Genomic DNA, 18817 nt, shown 5'->3' on the forward strand with positions numbered 1-18817 from the left:
TCATCGCAACCGCAAACCGCGCGGGGTGCGGACGAATCCGGCCTCGACCAGGGCACCGGTCACCCAGTCCGGCCCGCCGGGTTGCAGGGCCGGTATCCCGTCGACGCGCTCCACCAGGATCGACGCGACCCGGCGGGCCGCCACCAGACCGGCCAACGCGATGGCTGCCGCGTGGCTGGCCCCCGGGTCGTCGGTGAAGGTCAGCAGGGTGCGGCCGCCCCGCTCGAGGAACCAGGCCAGCTCGCCGTCAACCAGCGCGACCAGTGCTCCGGCCTTACGGCCCGGCCGGGCCCCGGCGGCACGTTCGGCGATAGGCCACGGCAGTGCGGCTCCGTAGGGATTGGCCGGGTCGGTGGCGGCGAGCACCACGGCCCGGTACTCCGGCCGCTGCGGGTCGATTCCATCGAGGTAGCTACGCAGCCGGTCCACGGTGGATGCCACGGCAAACTGAGCGCCGCCCAACGACTCGACGAAGTAGCCGCGCTGGCAACGGCCGGCCTCCTCGAACACGCTTAACACCTTGTATAGGGTGGCGAACCCACCCGGCACCCCTTCGGCGGCCGCCGCGCCTTTGGTCAACACGCCGTGGCGGTTCAACAGCAACTCGGCGTGATAGTGGGCCCGCAGCGTGGAGTCCGGTTCCGGAGGCGGCAGCGCCGACCATCGCCCCGCCACCGTGGGGTCCGCGGCGCGTGCCTGGGCATGCGCGACACTAAATCGGCTCAGCCGCGGCGGCCGGTGCCCGCGGTGCGCGGTGGCCGACCGCTTGCGGGCCCCCGGGACGCCGCCGAGGACCGCGCGCACCGGCGCGAACGTGTCGCCGGTGACCCAGCCGGCCCAGATCAGTTCCCACAGGGCGGCTTTGAGGGCGGTCTCGGGGTGTGCGTTTCCGGTGAGCTGGCGGAAGAAGTACGCGCCGCCGCCGGCCAGCGTGTCCAGGATTACCCGATGGGTATCGGTCAACTTGATCTCGGCGGGCTGGTTGGGAGGCAAGGCCAGTGTCAAGGGCGCGGAATCGGCCAGGTGCAGGCTGATCCAGCCATCGCTGGCCGAGATCGACCCGGCGCCCGACCAGCTGACCTCGCCGCTGGCGAGCAGCTCGTCGAGCATCGCCGGGGAGTAGTCGCGGACTCGCGGGGCCAGCACCAGCGGCTCCAGCGCCGAAGCCGGGATCCGCACACCGGCAAGCTGATCGATCACCGCCGCGAGCCGGTCGACGCCGCCCGCATCGGTGGCGCCGACCTGGTGCCACTCCGGCAGGAAGCGCCCGTAGGCCGCGGTGCTGACCGGCTCGACCTGGGCTCGCAGCGCCGCCAGCGACCGGCGCCGCAGAATGCGCAGCACCTCGACGTCGCACCATTGCTGCGATCCGACGCCGCCCGGCGCCGCAGCGGCGACGAAGTCGCCCCGCACCAGTCGGCCGTCTCCAGCCAGCCGGCCCAGCACATCGGCGGTCACCCGCAGGCCCAGGCCGAACCGGGCCGCGGCCTCGGCGGTGGTGAACGGCGTGTGGGTGCGCGCGTAGCGGCCCAGTAGCTCACCCAACGGATCGGCCACTTCTTCGGTGAACGTCGCCGGCAGTCCCACCGGAACCGCCGCGCCAACGCCGTCGCGCAGCCTGCCGATGTCTTCGACGGCCACCCACCAATTGCGCCCGGCGAAGGACACCGTCAGGGCGCGCCGGGCCGCGCGCAACCCCTCCAGCCAGCCCCCGACGTCGGGCGCGCTCGTGCGGGCGGCGACTTCGTCCTCGGTGAGCGGACCCAGCAACCGCAGCAGGTCCGCCACGCCTTCGGCGTCGCGGGCCACCCGGTCGGCCGTCAGGTGCTGCAACTGCCGACCGGTCGCGGCGATGACCTCCGGCTCCAGCAGCTCACGCAACTCGACTCGACCCAGCAGCTCGGCCAGCAGCGTGCTGTCCAGCGATAACGCCGCCGCGCGGCGTTCGGCCAGCGGGACGTCGCCCTCGTAGATGAACGCACCGACGTAACCGAACAGCAGTGAGGCCGCGAACGGGGAGGGTGTCACGGTGTCGGCCTCGGCTATCCGCACCCGGCGCTGTGCGATCTCGGTCATCAGCGCGATCAACGTCGGGACGTCATAGACGTCTTGCAGGCACTCGCGGACGGTTTCCAGCACGATCGGGAAGTCCGGGTATTTGCGGGCCACGTCCAGCAACTGGGCGGCACGCTGGCGCTGGTGCCACAGCGGCGAGCGGCGGCCTGGATGGCGGCGCGGCAACAGCAATGCGCGGGCAGCCGACTCCCGGAACCGCGACGCGAACAGCGCCGACTCGCCCACTTCGGCGGTCACGGCGGCGTCGATCTCGTCGGCGTCGAAAACGAATAGTTCGGCACCCGGCGGGGCGTCGCCAGCATCGGGTAACCGCACCACGATGCCGTCGTCGGAGGCGGTCGGCTTCTCGTCGATTCCGTAGCGCTCCCGCAGCCGTCGGCTCACGGCGAGCGCGAGTGGTCCGTGCACCCGTAGCCCGTACGGCGAATGCAGGATCATCCGCCAATCGCCCAGCTCGTCGCGGAACCGCTCGACAAGCAGCGTGGTGTCGGTGGGCACCACCCGGGTAGCGGCCCGCTGCTCATCCAGCAGCCCCCACAGGTTGTCGGTCGCGTAGTTGTCGAAACCCAAAGCGGCACAACGCTTGCCGAACTTCTGGCGGTCCAGGCGGGCCAGCTGGCCGGTCAGCTGGCCCAGCGCGGCGCCCAGCTCGGCCGAGCGGCCGACGTCGTCGCCACGCCAGAACGGCAACCGGGCCGGCTGGCCCGGCGCGGGAATCACCAGCACCCGATCATGGGTGATCTCGGTGATCCGCCAGCTGCTGGCCCCCAGCGAGATCACGTCGCCGGGGCGCGACTCGTAAACCATCTCCTCGTCGAGTTCGCCTACCCGCGAAGGCTTTTCGGTGGCCAGCCACACGGTGAACAGCCCGCGGTCGGGGATGGCGCCGCCGGAGGTGACGGCGAGTCGCTGCGCTCCCGGGCGCGCGGTCAGCGTCCCGGTATCGCGGTCGTAGACCAACCGCGGCCGCAGCTCGGCGAACTCGGTGGACGGGTACTTGCCGGACAGCAGATCCAGGGTGGCCTCGAACGCGCTGCGCGGCAGGGTCGCGAACGGGGCGCTGCGGCGCACGGTGTCGAACCAGCGGTCGGCGTTGAGCGGCTCCAGCGCGGCCGCCGCCACGGTGTGCTGGGCCAGGATGTCCAGCGGATTGGCCGGCACCCGCATGGTTTCGATCTGGCCGGCCAGCATGCGTTGCACGCTCACCGCACAGCCGAGTAGGTCGGTGCGGTGCTTGGGAAACAGCACTCCGCGCGAGATCTCACCGACCTGGTGCCCGGCCCGCCCGATGCGTTGCAGGCCGCTGGCCACCGACGGCGGCGCCTCCACCTGGATCACCAGATCCACCGCACCCATGTCGATGCCCAGCTCCAGGCTCGACGTCGCCACCACCGCCTTGAGCAGCCCGCGTTTGAGGTCCTCCTCGACGAGGGCGCGCTGCTCCTTGCTGACCGATCCGTGATGTGCGCGCGCCAACACCAGAGGCGCGCCGAAGCTCTGGCCGCTTGCCATGATGTGCGCGGGGGCGCCGCCGGCCACCTGCGGGTTGGTCTTCTCATCAGTCGCGGTGGGAAGCTCCACGCCGCAGCGTTCGGCGTGAATTTCGTTGAGCCGCGCGGTAAGTCTTTCGGCCAGCCGCCGCGAGTTGGCGAACACGATGGTCGAATTGTGCGCTTCGATCAGGTCGACGAGCCGGGCCTCGACATCGGGCCAGATGGAGTTGTCGGCCAGGTTGGCCATGTCGGGCACCGGCACCTGCACCGAGAGCTCCACCGTTTTGGCCGCGGGGGGAGCGACGATGGTGGTCGGGGACTGGCCCGATAAAAACCGGGCGAGTTCCTCGGGCGGACGCACGGTCGCCGACAGCCCGATGCGCTGTGCGCGGCGCCTCCCAGCCGGCCCAAGCGCCGAGTCGTCGAGGCGCTCCAGCGACAGCGCCAGATGAGCGCCCCGCTTGGTGGCCGCGATGGCGTGGATCTCGTCGACGATAACGGTCTCGACGTTGGCCAGCGTCTCGCGGGCGGCCGAGGTCAACATCAAGAACAGCGACTCGGGCGTGGTGATTAGCACGTCGGGGGGCCGCGCGATCAGCTGGCGGCGTGCCGCGGGAGGGGTGTCGCCGGAGCGGACTCCGACGCTGATGTCGGGCGCGGGTAGACCCCGGCGCTCGGCCAGCCGGGTCAGCCCCGCCAGCGGGGTGCGCAGATTGCGCTCGACGTCGACCCCGAGCGCCTTGAGCGGCGAGACATAGAGGACACGGGTGCCCGACTGCCGATCGGGCGCGCCAGCCAGGCTGTCGAGCGCCCACAGGAAGGCGGCCAGCGTCTTGCCGGAGCCGGTCGGGGCGATGACCAAGGTGTTCTCGCCGTCGGCGATAGCGGCCCAGGCGTCGGCCTGCGCGGCGGTGGGCGCGGCGAAGGTGCTGGCGAACCAGTCGCGGGTGATCGCACTGAATCGGCCTAGCGGGTCAAAGCTCACCGGACCATCGTGCCCACGGGTACCGACAGATTACGACTGTGACAAGTCTCGTGCGGTCGCCATCGCATGAGCCAGTTCCTCGGGAATCTGCGGCACCCGGGCTATCGCGTCCAGCAGCGTGTGCGCACAGGCGTCGGCAAGGCGTTCGGCGTCGGTGGTGGGGTCGATGATCCGTTGGCGACATATCTCGAAGGTGAACGCGATCCAGCCGAAAATGATCACCCGAAGGTCGCGCTCGACCTCCGGCTCCAGCGCGGTGCTGCCCGGAATGCCGCTCACGACCTCGCCGATGCGGGTCATGATGTGTTCCATCTGGCGGTTCTTGGCCTCGTCGTCGATGCCCAGCAGAACCGGGTCCGAGCGGCCCAGGCCCACATAGGCCGCCCACGCGGCTTCCGGGTTCTGTTGGTGATAGGCCATGTAGGCCAGCACGCCGGTGCGGATCTCTTCGAACATCGTCAGACCCGGGGCGGGTGGCTTGTTGGTGGCCGCGTACAGCCGATCCGCCTCGTCCTTGACGACAGCGGCAAAGAATGCCCGCTTGTCCGGGAAGTAGTGGTACATCAACGCGCGCGACACCCCGGCGCGCTCCGCGATCTCGTCGATGCGGACCTCGTCGTAAGGTCGCTTTCCGAAAACTTCCGCCCCCAGGGCCAGCAGTTCGGCGCGTCGGTCCTCGGGGGATAACCGCCTCCTGGCTGTCGCCATGGGGACGATCCTACTCATGTCGACTATGGGCTCCGCTAGACCTGACTTTCAGCCGAACCGCACTCCTTGCGCCAGCGGCAACTCGCGGGAGTAGTTGATCGTGTTCGTGGCGCGGCGCATGTAGGCCTTCCAGGCGTCCGAACCGGACTCGCGACCGCCTCCGGTTTGCTTCTCGCCGCCGAAGGCGCCGCCGATCTCCGCGCCCGAGGTACCGATGTTCACGTTGGCGATTCCACAGTCGGATTCGTTGAGGAAGTGCTCCGCCTCGCGCAGGTCGTTGGTGAAGATCGCCGACGAAAGCCCTTGTAGCACAGCGTTGTTGAGTGCGATAGCCTCGTCGATGTCGTCGTAAGCCAGCACGTAGAGGATCGGCGCGAACGTCTCGGTGGCCACGATGGCCGTCTGCGACGGCATCCGGACCACGGCGGGCGCGACGTAGTAGGCGCTCGGGTGCTCGTCCTGGTGGCGCTGACCGCCGACGACCTCGCCGCCGTCGGCACGCGCCTGTTCCAGCGCGCCCAGCATGTCGCGGTAGGCGGTCTCGTGGATGAGCGGGCCGACCAGTGTGGCCGGTGCCGAGGGGTCACCGACGGGCAGCTGCCCGAAGGCGGCGGCGACCCGGGCCGCCACGTCGTCGGCTATCGAGCGGTGCACGATCAGCCGGCGCAGGGTGGTGCAGCGCTGACCCGTAGTGCCCGCCGCGGCGAACACGATGGCCCGCACCGCCAGCTCGAGGTCGGCCGAGGGAGTCACGACGGCCGCGTTGTTGCCGCCGAGCTCCAGCAACGCCCGGCCGAAGCGCGCGGCGACCCGGGGACCGACCTGCCGGCCCATCCGCACCGAACCGGTTGCCGACACCAGCGCGATGCGCGGGTCGTCGACGAGCAGCTCTCCCAGATCCGCTTCGCCCAACAGCAGGCCGCTCACCGAGGGCGGGGCGCCGACGTCGGCGGCGGCGCGGGTCAGCAATGCCTGACAGGCCAGCGCCGTCAGCGGTGTCAGCTCCGAGGGCTTCCACACCACGGCGTCCCCGCACACCAGCGCCACCGCGGTGTTCCATGCCCACACCGCGACCGGGAAGTTGAACGCGGTGATCACACCGACCACGCCCAGCGGATGCCAGGTCTCCATCAGCCGGTGGCCCGGGCGCTCCGAGGCGATGGTGCGCCCGTAGAGCTGGCGCGACAGGCCGACCGCGAACTGGCAGATGTCGATCATTTCCTGGACTTCGCCCAGCGCCTCGGCGGTGATCTTGCCTACTTCGAGCGTCACCAGCGTGGCGAGGTCGTGTTTGTGCGCGGTGAGCAACTCCCCGAGCCGGGACACCACCGCGCCGCGCACCGGCGCGGGCGTGCCGCGCCATGTCGAGAACGCCTGCACCGCCTCGGCGATCGTGCGATCGGCCTGCTCGGGAGTGGTGTAGGCCAGGGTGAACAACGACTCGCCGGTGATCGGCGTGCTGACCGGCATCCCGTGCCCGCCCGGCTCGCCCAGGCCGGCCGTCACCCCGATCGAGTCGAAAGCCCCTAGGACCCGGTCGCGTAGCTCGCTGGTGCTGGTCATGCGGCAGCCTCCTTGGCCTGTGCTTCATAGAGTGCGTAGGGGTCGTGGATATCGCGTCCGATAGCTCCGGCCATCCACTCGGCGTCGTAGCCGGAAGCATCGCCTGCATCCTCGCCAGCGCGGCTATCCCGGTCCAGATTGGAGCGGAAGATTCCGGCCGCCGAGGCCGGCAGGAAGTCCTCGTAGACGATGGGCGCCGACGGGTCGCCGCCGCGGTAGTAGGCCAGGCCCTGCGCGGCCAGCTCCGCATCCGTGGACGGGAAGTAGTCGCCCCACACGGCGGCCGGGTCGGCATGCGCCATCACGGTGTCGTAGCGTTCCCGCCCGCGTGGGGTGAGGGCGACACCGCGCGCCTCGACTTCGCCGAACCGCACCCGCAGGCTGCCCTCGACGATGCGGCCGTCGTTGCCGCGAAACAACCGCGGTTCGGCCAGCGCGCGAAAAGACGTCTGGCGCAACAGCAAGGGGGGCCCGTCGGTGCGCGGCGGGCCCTGAATGGTGTCGATCATGGTGATACCGCACCCGGTCATCCGCCGGTACAGCTCGTCGATGTCCAGGACCCGTGGCGTCAGGTGATTGACGTGGGTGCTGCCGACCCCGGCGATGTCGGCGGCCACCGCCGACACCCGGGACAGCTCTTCGTACCAGCACTTGTCGATCGGTTCCCGCGACAGCGTGAATGCGGCCACCGCGCCCGCGACGAAAGCGTCGGCTGCTGCGGCGTCACAGCCGCCGTCGGCCGCGATCACCCGCGCCCGGGCCAGCAACGCGGGATCGAACAACTGCCGCCGCGCCAGAAAGGTCTGCACGCGGTGGCGCAGGCCGGCCTCGAAGAACCGGCTGTCGCCGGTGGCCAGCATCGACGTGAACACCCGAAACGGGTTGCGCGCCAATTCGTCTGCGCCGATCGGACGAAATGCGGTGGACACCACGGGAATCGGCGGCCGCGCCGAACGCAGGTCGTAGCAGCCGACAGGTTCCATGCCGAACGCGGCGAACAGGTCGGCGACGGCGGCGAGCTCGGCCGGGGTGCCCACCCGGATGGCGCCATGGCGCTCGGCGGTGACCCGCCGCAGCGAGCCCAACCGTTCCGCGTCGCCGTGGCGCGCCGCGTAGTCGGCGTTGACCTGAGTGCTCACCGTCACCAGCGTGGTGTAGGCGGGAACTTCGGCGGCATACATGGCCGACAGCCCGGCGGCGAAGCGGGCCCGCAGTTGCCAGGTGGCCAGCCTCGTGACCGGACTCATCGGGTGCCGCCGCTGCGATAGTCTCCGGCCATGGGTGACAGGCTCGACGACATCGACCGGATCCTGGTGCGCGAGTTGGTCGCCGACGGGCGTGCCACCCTCTCGGAGCTGGCCGCCAGCGCCGGCCTGTCGGTCTCGGCGGTCCAGTCGCGGGTGCGCCGGCTGGAGTCGCGCGGCGTGGTGACCGGGTATTCGGCGCGGGTCAACCCGGAGGCCGTCGGGCACATGCTGTCGGCGTTCGTGGCCATCACTCCTCTGGACCCTTCCCAACCCGATGATGCGCCCGCCCGGCTGGAACACATCGACGAAATCGAAGCGTGTCACTCCGTGGCCGGCGAGGAGAGTTACGTCCTGCTGGTGCGCGTCGAGTCTGCCCGGGCCCTGGAGGACCTGCTGCAGCGAATCCGGACAGCCGCCAACGTGCGCACTCGAAGCACCATCATTCTGAATACTTTTTACAGCGACCGGCAGTCCATACCATAATCTTTCCGGTAGATATCATCTGACTCCGTAAAACCACGGCTAGCATGGTGATATGACTGCCGCCGTGAGATCGTCTGCGCACACACGCCGGCCCATAGCGCCAGACCAAGTCCACGAGGTGCTGGGCCGCAGCATCCTGGTCGACGGCCTCGACCTGGTGCTCGATCTGTCCCGGTCCGCCGGCGGCTACCTGGTCGACGCCCGAACCGGCCGGCGCTACCTGGACATGTTCACCTTCGTCGCCTCCTCGGCGCTGGGCATGAACCATCCGGCACTGGCCGGTGACGAAGAATTCCGCGCCGAGCTCACCGAGGCCGCGTTGACCAAACCCAGCAACTCCGATGTGTATTCGGTGGCGATGGCTCGATTCGTCGAGACCTTCGTCAGGGTGTTGGGCGACCCGGCGCTGCCGCATCTTTTCTTCGTCGAGGGCGGCGCGTTGGCGGTGGAGAACGCCCTCAAGGTCGCATTCGACTGGAAAAGCCGCTACAACCAGGCGCATGGCATCGATCCGGCGCTCGGCACCCGGGTACTGCACTTGAGCGGGGCATTTCACGGCCGCAGCGGCTACACCCTGTCGCTCACCAACACCAAAGCCGTCACGGTGGCCCGTTTTCCGAGATTCGATTGGCCGCGCATCGACGCGCCGTATATCCGACCCGGTTTAAGCGAGTCGGCCATCGATGCGCTGGAGGGCGAGGCGCTGCGGCAGGCCCGCGCGGCATTCGAGGCGCATCCACATGACATCGCCTGTTTCATCGCCGAGCCCGTCCAGGGCGAAGGCGGGGACCGCCACTTCCGGCCCGAGTTCTTCACCGCGATGCGCCGGCTCTGCGACGAACACGATGCGCTGCTGATTTTCGACGAGGTGCAGACCGGCTGCGGGATCACCGGAACCCCGTGGGCGTACCAGCAACTGGGTGTAGCGCCCGATGTCGTGGCATTCGGAAAAAAGACCCAGGTGTGCGGGGTGATGGCGGGCCGCCGAGTCGACGAGGTCACCGACAACGTGTTCGCCGTCACGTCGCGGCTCAACTCGACGTGGGGCGGAAACCTGGTCGACATGGTGCGGGCCCGCCGCATCCTGGAGGTGATCGAAAGCGACGGGCTCTTCGAACATGCGGCCCGGCAGGGCCGCCACCTGCGTGCCCGGCTCGACGAGCTTGCCCAGGAGTTCCGGGGCCTGGTTCTCCATCCGCGCGGCCGGGGGTTGATGTGTGCCTTCAGCCTGCCGACCACCGCGGACCGTGACGACGTGATCCGCCGGCTCTGGCAACGCGCGGTGATTGTGCTACCGACGGGTGACGACGGGGTGCGCTTCCGCCCGGCGTTGACCGTCACGCGCGCCGAGATCGATGCCGCGATCGCTGGTGTGCGTGCAGCCTTGACGGCTGTGACCTAGGTGTGGCCCAGGTGTGGACCAAGCCGCACCGTTTGCCTGGGCTGACCGCGGGGTATGGAAACGTTGTACTCCGCGAATGCGGGATGGGGTTCAGGAATGCAGAACACACGCGAACGGTCACCGGGTGACCGACTAGGACAGGACGACGCCGAAGTTCGCGCCGCCATCCGGTTCGCAGTCCTGGCCGCGGGCGCTGGTGTGGGGTTTGTCATCATGGCGGCCTTGTGGGTCAGCACCTGCGGCGGCAGAGCGGGCCTGGACACGGTGGCCTGTGGCCCGCCGGAACGGACCCTGCTGGCCCTCGGCGGCCCGCTGATTCTGTTGGCCGGCGGAATCTGGGCCTTCATCCGCACCTATCAGGTGTGGCGAGCCCGCGGTACCTGGTGGGGATGGCATGGCGCCGGATGGTTCTTGTTGACGCTGATGGTGGTGGCCGTGTCCATGGGCGTGGCTCCCATCGCCGGCCCGGCACTGGCGGTTGGTTGGCTCTGATCCCGCCATCCGGTCCCGCGAGTCCGATCGCTGACGAGTGAGAACGAGGAGGAGCCATGGGGGACACCTACCGCGACCCCGTCGACCACCTGCATACGACGCGGCCGCTGGCCGGCGAGTCGCTGATCGACGTGCTGCACTGGCCCGGGTACCTGCTGGTGGTGGCCGGGGTTATCGGCGGTGTCGGATCTCTTGCCGCCTTCGGCACCGGGCATGACTCCCAGGGCATGGTCGCCGGCGTCGCGGCGCTCGTGGTCACGGTGGCCGGGCTGGTGTGGCTGGCCGTCGAGCATCGGCGGGTGCGTCGAATCGCCGAGCGGTGGTATGCCGAACATCCCGAGGTCCCGCGCCAACGGCTGGCCAGCTAGCAGCTTCCAGTGCCGGCTGGCGCCTCACCGCAAGAACCGAGCGACGGTTTTGTTTTACCAGTGGCACCGACGGGGTATCCGGTGTGAACCATGACGAGTACTGGCATTGCCGCGTCGGCGCTGTCACCCCATCATCGGGGACAGAATCACGAAGGCACCGACATAGATTGCTGCAGCGACCGCGATCAAAACCACCAAGGTGACCCCGGCGACCACCGCGATGCGGCGGAGCCGGCGCGTCCGGATTGTGTCGGTCACGTCCGCCTGGTCCATGGCTGGTTGAATACCCGGTGGCGACCATGACCAACCGGTTGGAACGCGCGGCCCAAAACGGGCCTCCGGGAGGCGATCGGAAAGGGACCGAAATCGACAGCCAAATCGGGACCCACATCAGTAGTAGTAGTGTCGGTCAAAAATTGCCGGGAGGCCACATGAGCGATGCCGACGCGCGTCCCAACAGGCACCAACGCGGCGACCGCGCCGTCGAGCTGAACGTTGCTGCGCGCTTGGAGAATCTGGCGATCCTGCGCACCCTGGTCGGCGCCATCGGCACCTTCGAGGACTTGGATTTCGATGCGGTCGCCGACCTGAGACTGGCGGTCGACGAAGTGTGTACCCGGCTGATCCGTTCCGCCACACCGAACGCGACCTTGACGCTGGTGGTCGACCCGCGCGACGACGAACTCGTGGTGGAGGCGTCCGCGATGTGCGACACCCACGACGTGGTGGCACCCGGCAGCTTCAGCTGGCATGTGCTGACATCGCTGGCCGACGACGTCCAGACGTTCCACGACGGTCGTATGCCCGACGCCGCCGGCAGTGTGTTCGGCATTGTGTTGACGGCCCGACGGGCGGCCTCTGGCAGGTGACGCCGCGTACTGCCGGCGGTTCTGCTTCACGGCCGAACGAATACGCCGATGTCCCGGAGATGTTTCGTGAGTTGGCCGGTTTTGACCCCGACTCGCCGGATTTCCAGCGCCACCGCGACAAAATCGTGGAGCGCTGCCTGCCGCTGGCCGATCACATCGCCCGGCGGTTCGAGGGACGCGGCGAACCCCGCGACGACCTGATTCAGGTCGCCCGGGTCGGACTGGTCAACGCGGTAGTCCGCTTCGATGTCGAGACCGGGTCGGATTTCGTCTCGTTCGCCGTGCCCACCATCATGGGGGAAGTCCGGCGGCACTTCCGGGACAACAGTTGGTCGGTCAAGGTTCCTCGCCGGCTGAAGGAACTGCACCTGCGGTTGGGCACCGCCACCGCCGAGTTGTCCCAGCGGCTCGGCAGGGCACCCACCGCCACCGAACTTGCCGCCGAACTCGGTATGGACCGCGGCGAGGTCGTCGAAGGGCTGGTGGCGGGCAGCTCTTACAACACGCTGTCAATCGACAGCGGTGGCGGTAACGAAGACGACGACGCCCGAGTCATCGCGGACACCCTCGGCGACATGGACGCCGGCCTGGACCGGATCGAAGATCGCGAGTCGCTTCGCCCGCTGCTCGAGGCGCTGCCCGAGCGCGAGCGAACGGTATTGATCCTCAGGTTTTTCGAGTCGATGACGCAGACCCAGATCGCCGAGCGGGTCGGAATCTCCCAGATGCACGTGTCCCGGCTGCTGGCCAAGTCGCTAGCGCGGCTCCGCGACCAACTCGAGTAGGCGCACGCCGCCGTCGGGGGTGTCGTTCACCGGCTCCATGACCGGCAGCGCGCCGTCGGGATCGCAAATCTCCAGTAACCGCGACACGGCCCGGCTCGGCACCATCGCCCACTGGGTGTCCGCCGCCGAACAGACCACGTTGATTCGGTGAAGAGCGGAAAACCCGGCAGTCCCAATAAATTCCAGACGCCGTAGGTCCAGGGTCAGCCACCGGCAATACCTTGCGCACTGCTGGACGTATCCGGCGAGCTGATCGGCGTTGGCGGCGTCGAGCTCACCCTCTACGGTGACCACGCCGGCCGACGGACGATAGCTGGCAGTGAAGTCAGCGGTTCCGCATTTCTGCCAGGATTGGATCACAGACAATCGTGGACTCCATCCATCGAGCATGTGTTGCTGTCGACCACGTCGCGTCTGCAGCGGGCCGTTATGCAGGGAGTTTGCCTCCCTGGCGACCCTGACGCAGTGACAGGACGTGGCTCCGGGCGGCTGTGAACTCAACCTGTTTCGAGGCTACCCGGCGGGTGCCGGGGCGACAACGTTCTCCGATCCGACTCAGAGAATCGCTGGTCAGACGGGGGCGGCCGGCAGTGAGCGGCTACTTGATCTCGGCGAGCACCGTGCCTTGGGTGATGGCGGCCCCGGCCTCGACCGCCAGGCCGGTGATGACGCCGTCCTTATGCGCGGTGACCGGGTTCTCCATCTTCATCGCCTCCAGCACCACCACGAGATCGCCGGTCACCACCTCCTGGCCTTCTTCGACCGCGACCTTCACCACGGTGCCCTGCATGGGCGCGGTAACGGCGTCGCCCGATGCTGCCGCACCGCTGTGGGCACCACGCTTGCGCGGCTTGGGCTTGCGTCGGATAACGCCAACCGGGTCGCACCCGCCGCCGCCGGACAGTGCGAGGTCGGCCGGCAGCGACACCTCGACCCGGCGGCCGTCGACCTCGACGACCACCTTCTGCCGCGGCCGGGCGTCTTCCTCGTCGCTGGGCTCGCCGGCGGTGAAGGGTTCGACGGTGTTGTTCCACTCGGTCTCGATCCAGCGGGTGTGCACCGAGAAGCCGTGCTCGTCGCCGATGAACGCCGGGTCGGACACCACCGCCCGGTGGAAGGGGATGACGGTGGCCAGACCCTTCACCTCGAATTCGTCCAGCGCGCGGCGCGCGCGGGCCAGCGCCTCGCCGCGGTCGGCGCCGTGAACGATCAGCTTGGCCAGCATCGAGTCGAACTGGCCGCCGATCACCGAGCCGGTCTCCACGCCGGAGTCCAGCCGCACGCCCGGGCCCGCGGGCGGGTGGAACTTGGTCACCGGGCCGGGGGCGGGCAGGAAGCCCCGGCCGGCGTCCTCGCCGTTGATCCGGAACTCGATGGCGTGCCCGCGCGGGGTGGGATCCTCGGTGATGTCGAGCTTGTCGCCGTTGGCGATCTTGAACTGCTGCAGCACCAGGTCGATGCCGGCGGTTTCCTCGGTGACCGGATGCTCGACCTGCAGGCGGGTGTTGACCTCCAGGAAGGAGATCAGGCCGTCCTGGCCGACGAGGTATTCGACCGTTCCGGCGCCGTAGTAGTGGGCCTCTTTGCAGATCCGCTTGGCCGATTCGTGGATTTCCTTGCGCTGCGCGTCCGTCAGGAACGGCGCCGGCGCCTCCTCGACCAGCTTCTGGTAGCGGCGCTGCAGCGAACAGTCCCGGGTCCCGGCGACCACGACGTTGCCGTGCTGGTCGGCGATCACCTGGGCCTCGACGTGGCGCGGCTTGTCCAGGTAACGCTCGACGAAGCACTCGCCGCGGCCGAACGCGGCAGTGGCTTCCCGCACGGCCGACTCGTACAGTTCGGGGATTTCGTCGATGGTGCGGGCCACCTTCATGCCCTTGCCGCCGCCGCCGTGCGCGGCCTTGATTGCGATCGGCAGGCCGTATTCGTTGGCGAAGGCGATCACCTCGTCGGCGTCTTTGACCGGGTCCGGGGTGCCGGGCACCAGCGGCGCCGGCGCGCGGGCGGCGATGTGACGGGCGGTGACCTTGTCACCGAGGTCGCGGATCGACTGCGGGCTGGGCCCGATCCAGATCAGGCCGGCGTCGATCACGGCCTGGGCGAAATGGGCGTTTTCCGACAGGAAGCCGTAGCCGGGATGGATGGCATTGGCACCGGACTTGGCCGCCGCGTCGAGTAGCTTTTCGATGTCCAGGTAGGACTCGGCCGAGGTTTGACCGCCCAGGGCGAACGCCTCGTCGGCCAGCCGTACGTGCGGGGCGTCTGCGTCGGGTTCGGCGTAGACGGCCACGCTGGCCAGACCGGCATCCCGGGCCGCCCGGATCACCCGGACTGCGATCTCGCCGCGGTTGGCGACCAGAACTTTGGTGATTCTGGAGCTGGCGTGACTGGCCACTGCGCCTCCTGTTGGGCTGAACATCTTTAAGAGATTTTCTTACAAGTCTCGTTCGGGGAAGTTTATGCGCCGCGCCGTGGAGCCGGTCACGCGGTTCCCCGATTCAAACCGTTTCGCGCAATCGGCGCTTGATCCGGGCGAGCATCGCCGACATGCCGCGCAGTCGAAGCGGGCTGATCAGAGCGGCCAAACCCAGTTCGGCGTAGAAATCCTCGGGCACCGCCAGGATGTCGGCCGCCGGTTGCCCGTCCAGCCCGGCGGCCAGGATGGAGGCGAAGCCGCGGGTGGTCGGCGCTTCGGCCGGCGCGCTGAAGTGCAGGCGCACCCGCTGCGGATCGCTGGCGTCGACATGCAGGAACAGCGGGGACTGGCATTCGGGCACGGGTTCCATGGCCCGTTCCTCGAGCTCGACGGGCAGTGCTGGAAGTTCGTCGGCGAATTCCAACAGCAGCTTCAGCTTGTCCTGGCCCTGGACTTCGGAGAAGTCGGACACCACCTCGGCCAGCGGCGCGGGCAGACTCATCGCTCGGGCACGGCTCCCGGATCTTCTCCCGCCACGATCGGCACGCGCACGGTGTTGCCCCATTCGGTCCACGACCCGTCGTAGTTGCGGACGCCGGGCTTGCCGAGCAAATGCGTGAGCACGAACCAGGTGTGACTGGACCGCTCGCCGATGCGGCAATAGACGACGGTCTTGTCGTCCGGGCTCAAGAAGCCGTAGAGCTCTTCCAGCTCCTCGCGGCTGCGGAACCGCCCGCTCTCGTCGACCGCCTTACTCCAGGGAATCGACCGGGCGGTGGGAATGTGGCCGCCGCGTAGTACGCCTTCCTCGGGGTACTCGGGCATGTGGGTGCGTTTGCCGGTGTACTCGTCCGGCGAGCGTACGTCGATCAGCGGCTGGTTGCCCAAGATGCCCAGCACTTCGTCTTTGAACGCGCGGATGGGGCCGTCGTTGCGCTGCACCACGGGGTAGCCGGTCGACGTCTCGTCCGGTACCTCCAGGGTGGTGTCGCGGCGCTCGGCGAGCCAGAGGTCACGTCCGCCGTTGAGCAGGCGCACATCGGGGTGGCCGAACAGGGTGAAAACCCAGAGCGCGTAGGCCGCCCACCAATTGCTTTTGTCGCCGTAGATCACCACGGTGTCGTCGCGGGCAATGCCCTTGCGGTCCATCAAAGCGGCGAACTGGTGGCCGTCGATGTAGTCGCGCACCGTTGGGTCGTTGAGGTCGGTGTGCCAATCGACCTTGACCGCACCCGGAATATGGCCGACGTCGTAAAGCAGGACATCCTCGTCGGATTCGACGATCGCCAGGCCGGGCGCGCCCAGGTGGGCGGACAGCCAATCGGCGGTCACGAGCCGTTCGGGGTGGGCATAGGCCGACAAGGTAGGACTCGGATCAGGGGGCAGGGGCACATTGCCGAGCCTACCGCTGGCCTGGACAGGGGCTGCCAGCACTACTCACGCTCGGCCAGCGGTGGGGATCACGGTCACTTGGTGACCAGATCGCGGCAACCCGCGATGCCGATGAGTCCGACATGTTCGACGTGGGCGTAGTCGGGCCGGTGGTCGACGCCCTCTCCGGCTTGCCGGCCGGAGGAGATCGCTCGAATTGGTATTGGCACAGGCTGTATCGCACTTGCGTTGGCACGCCGCGGCGTCGAGTAAACGGCATTGACCTATCCCGTGCGATGGTGGCTCGATTGCGGGCAAAGCCCGGCCGAGCCGCTGTCGACGTCACGATCGGAGACTTCGCCAGCACCCGTGCACCCGGCGAGTTCTCGCTTGTTCACCTCGTTTCCAACACGATCTATAACCTGACCACTCAAGACTCACGGGGTCGCGTCCATCAACGCCGCCGGCCACCTGGAGCCCGGCGGCAGCTTCGTCAGTGAAGTGGCGGCGTCCCCGCCCTAGGGGCTGCCTCCCCCCGGCCAGAGAGCCGTCCCGTTCGTCGTCCACGATGGCCACTGGGTCGGTGACCGTTATGACGGCGCAACACAATTGATGAGTTCCAACCACGTATGCGAAGACGACGAACATGCACGATTCTGTTCAATCCCCTTCCGCAACGGGTGGCCACCCGAGCGCAATCTCATGGCCTCGATCGCCGGCCTGATCCTCATCAGCGTTGGGAAGACTGGAATGGTCGACCTCTTACACCCCAAAGCGTTCGCCATGTTTGGGTTCGGCAGCGGCCAATCCGAACTCGGTCGCGTCGGCGCATTCGTTGTCCAGCGGGGCTGTCGGGTAAGTGCTTGCGCACCACACGCTTCAGCTCGTACGGATTGCCGTTGTGGATCGGCGCGCCGTGGGTCCGGTGCCGGCGGTGGCAGTCCTCGAACGACCCGGCCCGGCTGGCTTTGGAAAAGCTTCGCGCACAACGGAACTCTGCATCCTTCTGTTACCGGGTGGTCCCCCGATTAGGGGATAGGCCGATCATCTCCTTAGCTTAGGGGCTGTTCGGGGGACAGATCCGGCGAGGGCGCCGCGGAATAGTAAGCGCCAGAACAAAAGACAACGCACCAAACCGCCTACTGCCCAGGACTCAGATTGCGGATGTCGCGTCCCGCGCCCTGGAACGTTCCGCGGCCAAGGTGAAGCGGGCCAAGCGACGTTACCGGATTCCGCACAGCGTCGGGCCAGAGAGATTCCCGGACTAGTGAGGAAGGGAGGTGAAGCTATGTCATACGAACTGCTGTTCGCCGAGTACGAATGTTTCGTTTCGGCGGCTGCTGTGTGTGTCGACAGCATCGACGCATGATGGGCATGCTGTTTGGTAGTTGGAAGTGCTAGGCCAGCGCATGGGACATCGTCACGTCGGGCCAGATCCCACCATGAGGGATCCCGCTGATGCGTAGTTGTGTTGGGCACTTCGCTTGCAGATACTGGCCGACTGCGGCAAGACTGCCGTACCGCTGCCAGGGTTGGGTTGGCACGTCCGCAAGGGAGCGCACCAACGCCGGAGCTTTACGCAGTAGCACGTCATAGCGATAGCTGCTGAGTTCGTTGACCGCCTTCATCTGCTTGAGCCGCAGGTCAACGGCGGCGATGCCGGCAACGTGTTGCGTCAACGCGGTGAAGAATTCCGGTGCCATCAGCAGCTCGCGTTCGGCCAGCATTTCCCGACGGACCCGCTCACGTGCCGTCGCGGCGGTATCTTCAGCGCCGGCGATATCGGCGCACACCACCGAGGTTGTGAACGCCCGTAGCAACGTCAGATTGCGGACGTCACCGATAAACACGGCTCCGCCCGGCGCCAGCAGCCGCGTCACGGTCGTCAGAACGTCCAACAGATACCCCGCGCTGGGGAAGTACTGGATCACCGAGTTGAGTACCACGACATCGAAATAGCTCTGTGGCAGCTCATCGGCCATCTCTGCTGGCTGCACCAGCAACCCCACCCGATCTGCCCACGACTGCGACGCGATCGCCGCCTGCAGCCTGTTGATGATCGACGCGGAAAGGTCTGTGCCCCAATATTCGGTGCACTGCGGAGCCAGCTGGGCCAGCATCAGCCCCGCACCCACCCCTATCTCCAACACACGCTGCGGAGCTAGCCCCGCTATTCGATCCACCGTGGCAGACCGCCATTCCCGCATCTGGTCCAACGGGATCGGCGCGCCCGTGTAGCTGCTGTTCCAACCTCCGAAATCTTCACCCAACGAAGCCGGGGCGCACCTGTCCAACAATCCGAATACAGGTCGTCAGATGCGCCCCGCCACTGGTCAACCAGCTGAGTTTCCCGTTCGGGCCCACGCGCTTGTGTCGCCTTTCGGTCCAGCACCACATAGGCCACCAGCTGCTGATCGCCGGACGTGGCGGTGTGAGCAATGACAATCGCCTGGGCGACTCGGGGATGGGCCGCTAACACCGCCTCGATTTCGGCGGGCTCGATGCAACTGTGAACTCGAAAAGGCATGCACATGACTCGAAGCCGATGCCACGCCGCGT

The 18817-nt window shown here is 67.9% G+C and carries 18 protein-coding genes; 6 read left to right on the forward strand and 12 right to left on the reverse strand.

Annotated elements, in window-relative coordinates; all coding sequences use genetic code 11:
• The 4 genes from EET10_RS06200 to hglS are packed head-to-tail and all read right to left on the reverse strand — an operon-like array spanning position 1 to position 8072.
• Positions 1-4554, reverse strand: coding sequence for an ATP-dependent helicase (locus EET10_RS06200; RefSeq protein ID WP_122501975.1), 4554 nt, complete (start codon positions 4552-4554; stop codon positions 1-3).
• Positions 4555-4584: 30 nt separating this feature from the next.
• A complete protein-coding gene (locus EET10_RS06205; protein ID WP_036398138.1) occupies positions 4585-5262 on the reverse strand; it encodes a TetR/AcrR family transcriptional regulator in 678 nt (225 codons plus the stop codon).
• 48 nt (positions 5263-5310) lie between these two features.
• A complete protein-coding gene (gene amaB, locus EET10_RS06210) occupies positions 5311-6825 on the reverse strand; it encodes an L-piperidine-6-carboxylate dehydrogenase (protein WP_063466821.1) in 1515 nt (504 codons plus the stop codon).
• Positions 6822-8072 (reverse strand): 2-oxoadipate dioxygenase/decarboxylase, encoded by a 1251-nt coding sequence (gene hglS, locus EET10_RS06215; protein WP_122501976.1) that lies wholly within the window; start codon positions 8070-8072, stop codon positions 6822-6824. The genes amaB and hglS overlap by 4 nt, the downstream gene beginning before the upstream one ends.
• A gap of 30 nt (positions 8073-8102) precedes the next feature.
• On the opposite strand from hglS, the gene EET10_RS06220 reads away from it, so the two are divergent.
• The 4 genes from EET10_RS06220 to usfY all read left to right on the forward strand — a co-directional run bounded on the left by EET10_RS06220 (position 8103) and on the right by usfY (position 10817).
• Entirely contained in the window at positions 8103-8555 is a 453-nt protein-coding gene (locus EET10_RS06220; RefSeq protein WP_036398134.1) for an Lrp/AsnC family transcriptional regulator, read from the forward strand.
• Between the two features lie 52 nt (positions 8556-8607).
• Positions 8608-9957 (forward strand): L-lysine 6-transaminase, encoded by a 1350-nt coding sequence (gene lat / locus EET10_RS06225; RefSeq protein ID WP_122501977.1) that lies wholly within the window; start codon positions 8608-8610, stop codon positions 9955-9957.
• A gap of 96 nt (positions 9958-10053) precedes the next feature.
• Entirely contained in the window at positions 10054-10449 is a 396-nt protein-coding gene (locus EET10_RS06230; RefSeq protein ID WP_036398132.1) for a hypothetical protein, read from the forward strand.
• A gap of 56 nt (positions 10450-10505) precedes the next feature.
• Positions 10506-10817, forward strand: coding sequence for a protein UsfY (gene usfY, locus EET10_RS06235; protein ID WP_023371451.1), 312 nt, complete (start codon positions 10506-10508; stop codon positions 10815-10817).
• A 123-nt stretch (positions 10818-10940) separates the two neighbouring features.
• Here the strand turns inward: usfY and EET10_RS29485 are convergent, their stop codons facing one another.
• Positions 10941-11090, reverse strand: a complete 150-nt coding sequence (locus tag EET10_RS29485) for a hypothetical protein (protein ID WP_167480133.1) — start codon at positions 11088-11090, stop codon at positions 10941-10943.
• 158 nt (positions 11091-11248) lie between these two features.
• On the opposite strand from EET10_RS29485, the gene EET10_RS06240 reads away from it, so the two are divergent.
• Positions 11249-11686 (forward strand): anti-sigma factor, encoded by a 438-nt coding sequence (locus EET10_RS06240; protein ID WP_036398130.1) that lies wholly within the window; start codon positions 11249-11251, stop codon positions 11684-11686.
• Positions 11683-12471 (forward strand): RNA polymerase sigma factor SigF, encoded by a 789-nt coding sequence (locus tag EET10_RS06245; RefSeq protein WP_036398127.1) that lies wholly within the window; start codon positions 11683-11685, stop codon positions 12469-12471. Before EET10_RS06240 ends, EET10_RS06245 begins: the two co-directional genes overlap by 4 nt.
• Here the strand turns inward: EET10_RS06245 and EET10_RS06250 are convergent.
• The 7 genes from EET10_RS06250 to EET10_RS32175 form a co-directional block, all read right to left on the reverse strand.
• On the reverse strand, positions 12442-12837 hold the full coding sequence (locus EET10_RS06250) for an STAS domain-containing protein (RefSeq protein WP_423793543.1): 396 nt from the start codon (positions 12835-12837) through the stop codon (positions 12442-12444). The two genes, EET10_RS06245 and EET10_RS06250, sit on opposite strands and share 30 nt — an antisense overlap.
• Before the next feature lie 232 nt (positions 12838-13069).
• The gene (locus EET10_RS06255; protein ID WP_122501978.1) at positions 13070-14866 is read right to left on the reverse strand and encodes an acetyl/propionyl/methylcrotonyl-CoA carboxylase subunit alpha; all 1797 of its coding nucleotides are present in this window, start codon (positions 14864-14866) and stop codon (positions 13070-13072) included.
• A gap of 103 nt (positions 14867-14969) precedes the next feature.
• Entirely contained in the window at positions 14970-15389 is a 420-nt protein-coding gene (locus EET10_RS06260) for a SufE family protein (protein ID WP_036398121.1), read from the reverse strand.
• Entirely contained in the window at positions 15386-16279 is an 894-nt protein-coding gene (locus tag EET10_RS06265; protein ID WP_036399345.1) for a sulfurtransferase, read from the reverse strand. The genes EET10_RS06260 and EET10_RS06265 overlap by 4 nt, the downstream gene beginning before the upstream one ends.
• 74 nt (positions 16280-16353) lie before the next feature.
• On the reverse strand, positions 16354-16488 hold the full coding sequence (locus EET10_RS31580) for a hypothetical protein (protein WP_276857366.1): 135 nt from the start codon (positions 16486-16488) through the stop codon (positions 16354-16356).
• Between the two features lie 1167 nt (positions 16489-17655).
• Positions 17656-18465, reverse strand: a complete 810-nt coding sequence (locus EET10_RS06275) for a class I SAM-dependent methyltransferase (RefSeq protein WP_099188095.1) — start codon at positions 18463-18465, stop codon at positions 17656-17658.
• Positions 18429-18791 carry an AMP-binding enzyme gene (locus EET10_RS32175; protein ID WP_081260439.1) on the reverse strand — a complete coding sequence of 121 codons (363 nt, stop codon included), beginning with the start codon at positions 18789-18791 and terminating at the stop codon, positions 18429-18431. The genes EET10_RS06275 and EET10_RS32175 overlap by 37 nt, the downstream gene beginning before the upstream one ends.
• Positions 18792-18817 lie beyond the last annotated feature (26 nt).

Source organism: Mycobacterium pseudokansasii, assembly GCF_900566075.1.
Classification (GTDB): Bacteria; Actinomycetota; Actinomycetes; order Mycobacteriales; family Mycobacteriaceae; genus Mycobacterium; species Mycobacterium pseudokansasii.